Genomic DNA, 6671 nt, shown 5'->3' with positions numbered 1-6671 from the left:
ATGGCGGAGCCAGCGGACGGACACGACGTCGACGCATGACTCGATCATGACTGATCGGTGGCCGCGATGGCGGACTTCGCCGATGCAACAGTGCCGAGGGGGACACCTCGCTCGGCCGATGATCAACGCGGTCACCGGCCGAGCTGGCGCTCGACCCAGGCCAGCGGCCCGCCTTACCTGGGCCGCGTGGTATCTGTGCACGCCTACTGCTGCGGTGCAGCCTCCAGCCGTAGTCGCCGTAGCGCCCCGCCCCAGGCGATGACCTGGTCCAGCATCGCGGTGACCGTTGCCTCCTGGTGCGCCGCAGGCCTGAGCGCGACGAAGCCCTCAAAATCTGTCGACAGGGACAGGGCGACCTGGTCGCGGACATCGGCGACCTGGAGCTCACCCAGCACGAGGCGCAGGTGCTCGACCGCGCGGGTCCCGCCGGCCGCACCGTAGCTCACGAACCCCGCTGCCTTGTTGTGCCATTCGGCGTACAGGAAGTCGATGGCGTTCTTCAGCGCCCCCGACGTCGAATGGTTGTACTCCGGGGTGACGAACACGTACGCGTCGAACGCCGCCACTGCCTCGGCCCACGCCTTCGTGTGCGGATGCTGGTACTGGCCCATCGCCGGCGGCATCTCCTCGTCGAGATGCGGCAGGTTGAAATCCCTGAGGTCGAGTAGCCCGAAACGGGCGTCTGCCCGCTTGACCGCGATGTCGTGAACCCAGCGCGCGACGGCCTCGCCGCGCCGCCCCGGGCGCGTGCTGCCGATCACGATCGCAACGTTGATCATGAGTGTGTCGACCCCTCTCTCGATTTTGACGAGACGCTCCGACGCCCCGTGACCCGCTGACTTCCCTCGGCCAGCGGACATCGTCAGTACCGGCGACACCGCGAGGGCCGCCGATGCCCTGCTCGCACCTACTGGGCGCCGGTGGCCGTCGTCGTGGRCACCGTGTCCCGCGGCGCCGGTGCCGGCTTCTGCCCTGGCAGAAACACGGTCCCGGCGAGCGCGCCCGAGGTGAGGACGAACATCCAGGTGAGTGCAGGGGTGAACCCGTCCGCCTGGAGAATGAGAGCCATCACGGCCGTGCCGGTCGCCGCGCCGACGCGCTGGATGACGTTGCTCGCGCTGGTCGCGCCCGGAATGTCAGCCGTTCGTAGCGTCCGGTACACGGCGGCGCTGGCAGGCAGGCTCGCGGCCCCGAACCCGATCCCGCGGACAAACAGCGAGATGCCAAGCAGGGTCAGGTTGCTGTCGGCGGTGGCGAAGACGAACGGCAGAGTGCCCGCGCTCGCGACCACCAGACCCCCTGCCACGAGCGGGCGTGGCGCGAGCCGGTCGGCGTACCGGCCGGTTGCGAGGTACGCAAGCCCCAGGCCGACGCTCTGCGGTGCGAGGGCGAACCCGGCGTCAAGTGCGGACAGCCCCCGCAGTTGCTGGTAGTAGAGGGGGAGCACGAACATCGGGCCCCAGCTCGTCACGCCGAAGACGAACAGCATCACCGAGCCGCCGCGGAAGGAACGGTCGCCGAACAGGCGTAGATCGATGAGCGACGGCCGGCCTGGTGTCGTCGGCCGCAGGACGAAGGCGGCCAGCAGCGCGACGCCGACCAGCGCGGCGACGAGCACCTGTGCRGACACCACCGTGCTTCCGGACTCGACGTTCGACAGCGCGTAGATCATCGCCACGATGCCGGTGGGCAGCAGGACCAGGCCCACCACGTCCAGGGAACGCTCCGTGCGCGGGTCTTCGCGGGGGAACCACCGTGTTGTCATGAGCAGCGAGACCACGACGATCGGCACGTTGACGAAGAAGATCCACCGCCAGCCCCAGGTGTCGATCAGCAGGCCGCCCAGCACCGGGCCGGAGATCGGCGCCAGTTGGCCGACCAGGCCGACGACGCCCATGACCCGCCCGAAGCGCTGCGGGCCGGCGGCCCGGGCGAGTACCAGCTGGGTCAGCGGAAGGATCATGCCGCCACCCAGGCCCTGYAGCACCCGGAAGGCGATTAGCGCGCCAGCGGACCAGGCCAGGCCTGACAGCACCGATCCGGCCAGGAACAGCCCGAGGGCACCCGACCAGATCGCGCGGGCGCCGAACCGGTCGACCAGCCAGCCGACCACCGGGATGACGGCAGCCATCGCCAGCAGGTRGGACGTCGTGACCCACTGGATCACCGTGATGTCCGCTTGCAGGTCGCGCCCCAGCGTGTCGATCGCGACCGCCACGACAGTGGTGTCGAGCAGGGCCGCGAACGCCCCGACGATCAGGGTCGTGGCCAGCGGCACGAGACTCGGACCGGCCTGCTCCAGATCGTTCGACGGGTTCGGTCCATCCGCGGAGCCGGAGTGGGCCTCGGGCCGGGTCATGGGACCAGCAGGGTCTTGCCGGCCGTCTCCCGGTCCTCGATCGCCTGGTGGGCTGCGGCCGCCTCGCCCAGCGGGTAGGTCTGACCGATGATCGGGCGTAGCCTGCCGGCCGCCGCCTGCGCGAGCGCCTCCGCGGCGAGCGCACGCATCTGCTCCGGTGTCGGCGTATCACCGCTGATCACCGTCACGCCGGCGGGCGGCTCGGTCCAGCTGCCACTGGCCATTCCGTGGATGCTGATCCGTCCGCCGGCCCGCAGGGTGGTCAGGGCGTGGGCGCCGATGTCACCCCCGACACCGTCGTAGACCAGGTCGACACCCGTCTCGCGGGTGGCCTCGACGACCTCCAACGTCCAGCCCGGCCGGGAGTAGTCGACGTAGGCCGCCGCGCCCAGGGACATCACCAGCTCACGTTTGGCGGTGCCGCGCGCGGCACCGATCACCGTGGCGCCGGCGGCCGCCGAGAGYTGGACCAGCAGACTGCCGAGGCCGCCGCCGGCTGCCTCGACCAGCACCGACTCGGCGGGCTTCACCTCCGCCTGGCCATGCAGGAGGACCGCGGTGCGGCCGTCCGCCAGCAGCGCCACCGCGTCCCGCACCGGGACGGTGGAGGGCACCGGGATCAGGTCGTCCGCATCCGCGACGGCGAGCTCGGCGTAGCCGCCGGTGCCTCCCGTCGTCGTGACGACCACCACTCCGGCGAGGGCCGGGTCGACGTCCGCTCCGACGGCGACGACCTGTCCGCCGACGCCGTTACCCGGGACCCGGGGCAGCGGCGGAGGGTTTCGCAGCGCAGGGCCACGGCCAGCCCTGACCTGCGTCTCGACGAAGGTGATGCCGGCGTACTCGACCGCTACCAGCACCTGGCCGCGTCCTGGAACCGGATCCGCGACGTCGCGGACCGTGAGTACTTCCGGGCCGCCGAACCGGTCCATCACCACAGCGCGCACAATCCCGCCCTCTTCGTCAATCGGAGCGATTCACTCCGATTTGGAGATCTTATAACGGAGTGAATCACTCCGCAAGCTGCTGGGTGCCGGGTCGTCGCGCCGCGAGGGCCACGGGACGGCGCTGCCGACAGCCTCGCCCCCGGGGCGCCCGGTGCCGGACACCAGGACCGGACCGACTCACCCCAGCTGCCTCGACGGGACCTCCAGCAGGTGCCGAGTGGATCTCCAGCGCATCTCGACCAGGCCGCGAACGGGCCTCGGTCGACTCCGGAGCGCGGCGCTGGTGACGCTCGAGAGCGATCTGAGATCTTTTCCGCGAGGCACGGCGCGTTGCGGTCCAGGTCCCGCACGCGGAGTCCGGCGCCCCGCCGAGACAAGGAGACCGCGACGATCCCTGGAGGATCATCACCCGGCCGCCGAAGAACTCCCGCCGGCCGGGGAAACCTGACGCACACCGTCCGGCAACGGCTCACGCAAAGCAGGCCCGAGGCTTCCGGCGCCCCGCTCCGCCACCGCCGACGAAGGACCGCCACGCGCGAATGCTGTGCGGGCAGGCGCGAACCGTTCCGCGCGCCGCTGCGCACCACGTCGGCAGGCGCCGTTGTCATTCCCTTGTGAAAGGAAGCGCATGACCGGAACAAGCACGTCACCCCGAGTTGCCGGGACGACGCGGCGACGGCGAACCCGCCGCGTCCGCGGTTTTCGCGCGATCGGTGCTGCGGTGGTGGCGCTGGCCCTCCCGCTGGTCAGCGCCGGACCCTCGTCGGCCGGCACCGGCGGGTCGGTGATCGACCTCGGTACCCTGCCCGGCGGCAGCAGCAGCGGCGCCTACGACGTGAACAACAGCGCGGTCGTCGTCGGCTACTCGGCGAGTGCCAGCGGCCGCAACCACGCCGTCCGGTGGAACAGCCTGGGTGTACCGACCGACCTCGGCACCCTGCCCGGGGACGAGGCGAGCGTCGCCTTCACCATCAACGACGCTGGCACCGTRACGGTTGGCGCCTCCCTGATTCCCGGTGGCCCCACCCATCCGGTGGAATGGGACGCGGCTGGCCAGATCACCGCGCTGACGACGCCTGCCGGGAGCATTCTGAGCCGGGCCTATGCGGTCAACAACCAGGGCACGGTCATCGGCTTCTGGAGTGGGCCGGACCGGTTGTACCACGCGCTGCGGTGGACCTCGGCCAGCACGCCCGTGGCCCTGCCCCAGCTACCGGGGGATACCGCCAGCTCCGCGGGATGGATCAACAACAGGGGTGTGATCGTCGGCTATTCGAAGACTGCAGCCGGCGTTGCGCGGGCCGTCCGGTGGAACCCTGACGGAACCGTCTCCAGACTCGCCGACCTGCCGGGCAGCGACTCCAGTGAGGCGAGCGCCGTCAGCGACACCGGCATCATCRTCGGTCTCGCCACCACGGGTGCGAGGTCGCACGCGGTCCGCTGGGACCACGCCGGTGGGATCACCGAGCTGCCGCCGCTGCCCGGCGACACCGGTGCCGGTGCCTATGGCGTCAACGAGCGGGGGATCGTCATCGGCTTCTTAAGCGCGAGCGACGGCACCCGCAGCGCGGTGGCGTGGAGTCCGAGCGGCCAGGTCACCCGGCTGCCGACCGCCACCGCCGGGCCGGCGGAGGCGTACGGCGTGAACGACCGAGGCGCGGTCGCGGGGTCCTCCACCGCGGCCGACGGATCGGCTCACGCAACACTCTGGCTGGCCTGACCCTGCCGGTCTGCCCAGTCCGCCCTGTCCGGGCCGCCGCTGTCCGCTCGCTCCGCACCGTCTCCACCGAAGGGATCGTCTCCGATGACGCTGGCCCCATTCCTGCGCAGGGAACACGAGATTCGGGTGGGCGCTCCAGCCGGTTTCGTCTACCGGCTGCTGGCCGGGCTCGAGCACTGGCCGAGCATCTTCGCCCCGTTTGTTCACGCCGAGAGGCTGGGAACGGACGGCGAACTTGAACGGGTGGGGATGTGGACCACATCCGGCACCCGGGTCGAGCGCTGGGTCGCGTTCCGTCGGTGTCAGCAGGAGGATCTACGGATCTGGTTCCGCGTGGAGCAGCCACCGCCGCCGCTGGAGTCGATGGAGCGTGCCTGGACCGTCGTCCCGGTTTCCGACGGGGAATGCCTGCTCAGGCTGGCGCATGAGCTGCGCGTGACGGCGGGCGTATCGGCGGACATCGGTGCGGTGGTCCGGCAGGTCGACGTGGTGGCCGAGGCGGAGACGGCCGCGGTGCGGGCCGCCGCGGAGCGGGCGGTGAGTGYACCCGACTTCCTGCTTACGCTGCACGACGACGTGCGTGTTGACGGGCCGGCCGATCGTGTCTACGACTTCCTGTATGCGGTCGACCGGTGGCCCGACCGGCTGCCCCACGTGACGCGGGTGGACGTCCAGCAGGACGAGCCGGACGTCCAGCTCGTGGAGATCGACACCGCGGAGCGCCGGGGTGGTGTGCTGACGACACGGACCGCGCGGGTGGGCCGACCACCCCGCGGGATCGTCTACAAGCAGCTACGACTGCCGCCACTGGCCAGCAGCCATCACGTGCGGTGGGACATCGAGGACGGCGGCGATCACACTGTGGTCCGCTCGATCCAGACCGTGGTGATCAACGGCCCTGGGATCGCGGAGCTCCTCGGCGCGAGCACCAGCCTGGAGCAGGCCCGTTCGTTCATCCGCACCGAGCTCGGCTCAAAGGTCCGGCTGATCCTGGACCAGGCTGGGCAACACGTGGCGGACGCCGCCGGATAAACGGACGTCGCCGGACGACGAGTGCGCGGGCTGACACCGCGTCAGCGCGCGAATCAGAGGGGACGACGTGCGTATCCTTTTCGTGTCATGCCCGCTTTCCAGGCATCTTCTTCCGATGGTGCCCACCGCATGGGCGATACAGCTCGCCGGCCATGAGGTGCGGGTCGCGGTCGCTCCCGACTTCGYGGCGTGCGGCCTGTCGGTCTCGCCGGTCGGTCCCAGTCCGCCTCCCGGCCTGATCCAGCCTGCCGCGCCGCCATCCGACCCGAGTGCGCGGCCTGGTCCCCGCCTCGTCCAGGCGACCACCTGGTTCGCGGCGGTCGCGGCAGGGATGGCCGACGGGGTCGTCGATCTCTGCAGGGACTGGGAGCCCGACCTTTTGGTGCATGATCCGCTCGCGCTGGCCGCGCCGCTGGTCGGCAGCCGGCTGGGTATCCGCATCCGGTACCTGCCGTACAACGGTGGGGGACTGGCTCCGGAGTGGTTGCGGCGCCCGGCGGCGGGACCGCGGGTGTGCATCACCCCGGGCACTGTCGCGGACGCCACCCGCGAGCTGCGCTGGCTGCGCGAGCTGGTCGAACGGTTCGCCGCGGCACAGGTCGAGGTCGGGCAC

At 70.9% G+C, this 6671-nt stretch carries 5 protein-coding genes and 1 pseudogene; 3 read left to right on the top strand and 3 right to left on the bottom strand.

Translation table 11 applies throughout. From position 1 onward, the window contains the following. Nucleotides 1-203: 203 nt before the first annotated feature. From Manayef4_RS22155 to Manayef4_RS22145, 3 genes are all read right to left on the bottom strand, one after another. The gene (locus Manayef4_RS22155) at nt 204-779 is read right to left on the bottom strand and encodes an NAD(P)H-dependent oxidoreductase (protein WP_035734637.1); all 576 of its coding nucleotides are present in this window, start codon (nt 777-779) and stop codon (nt 204-206) included. 128 nt (nt 780-907) lie between these two features. Then, on the bottom strand, nt 908-2359 hold the full coding sequence (locus tag Manayef4_RS22150; protein ID WP_070133293.1) for a DHA2 family efflux MFS transporter permease subunit: 1452 nt from the start codon (nt 2357-2359) through the stop codon (nt 908-910). Continuing rightward, the gene (locus Manayef4_RS22145; RefSeq protein ID WP_070133291.1) at nt 2356-3306 is read right to left on the bottom strand and encodes a zinc-binding dehydrogenase; all 951 of its coding nucleotides are present in this window, start codon (nt 3304-3306) and stop codon (nt 2356-2358) included. The genes Manayef4_RS22150 and Manayef4_RS22145 overlap by 4 nt, the downstream gene beginning before the upstream one ends. A 628-nt stretch (nt 3307-3934) precedes the next feature. Here Manayef4_RS22145 and Manayef4_RS22140 point away from each other — a divergent pair. From Manayef4_RS22140 to Manayef4_RS22130, 3 genes and pseudogenes are all read left to right on the top strand, one after another. Next, nucleotides 3935-5026: a hypothetical protein gene (locus Manayef4_RS22140; protein ID WP_139140193.1), complete on the top strand. Its 1092-nt coding sequence runs from the start codon at nt 3935-3937 to the stop codon at nt 5024-5026. 84 nt (nt 5027-5110) lie between these two features. Continuing rightward, the gene (locus tag Manayef4_RS22135) at nt 5111-6058 is read left to right on the top strand and encodes an aromatase/cyclase (RefSeq protein ID WP_070133287.1); all 948 of its coding nucleotides are present in this window, start codon (nt 5111-5113) and stop codon (nt 6056-6058) included. Between the two features lie 115 nt (nt 6059-6173). Continuing rightward, nucleotides 6174-6671 (top strand): annotated as a pseudogene (locus Manayef4_RS22130) (nucleotide disphospho-sugar-binding domain-containing protein); the annotation flags it as partial.

Source organism: Frankia sp. CgMI4 (assembly GCF_001756285.1).
In the GTDB taxonomy this organism is placed as follows: domain Bacteria; phylum Actinomycetota; class Actinomycetes; order Frankiales; family Frankiaceae; genus Frankia; species Frankia casuarinae.
The sequence above is the reverse complement of the archived record's forward strand: the minus strand, read 5'-3'. Positions and strand labels throughout refer to the sequence as shown.

What these genes read in the sequence shown, in the direction of transcription:
- Manayef4_RS22155 (WP_035734637.1), bottom strand. Translation starts at nt 779, where the DNA reads ATGATCAACGTTGCGATCGTGATCGGCAGCACGCGCCCGGGGCGGCGC.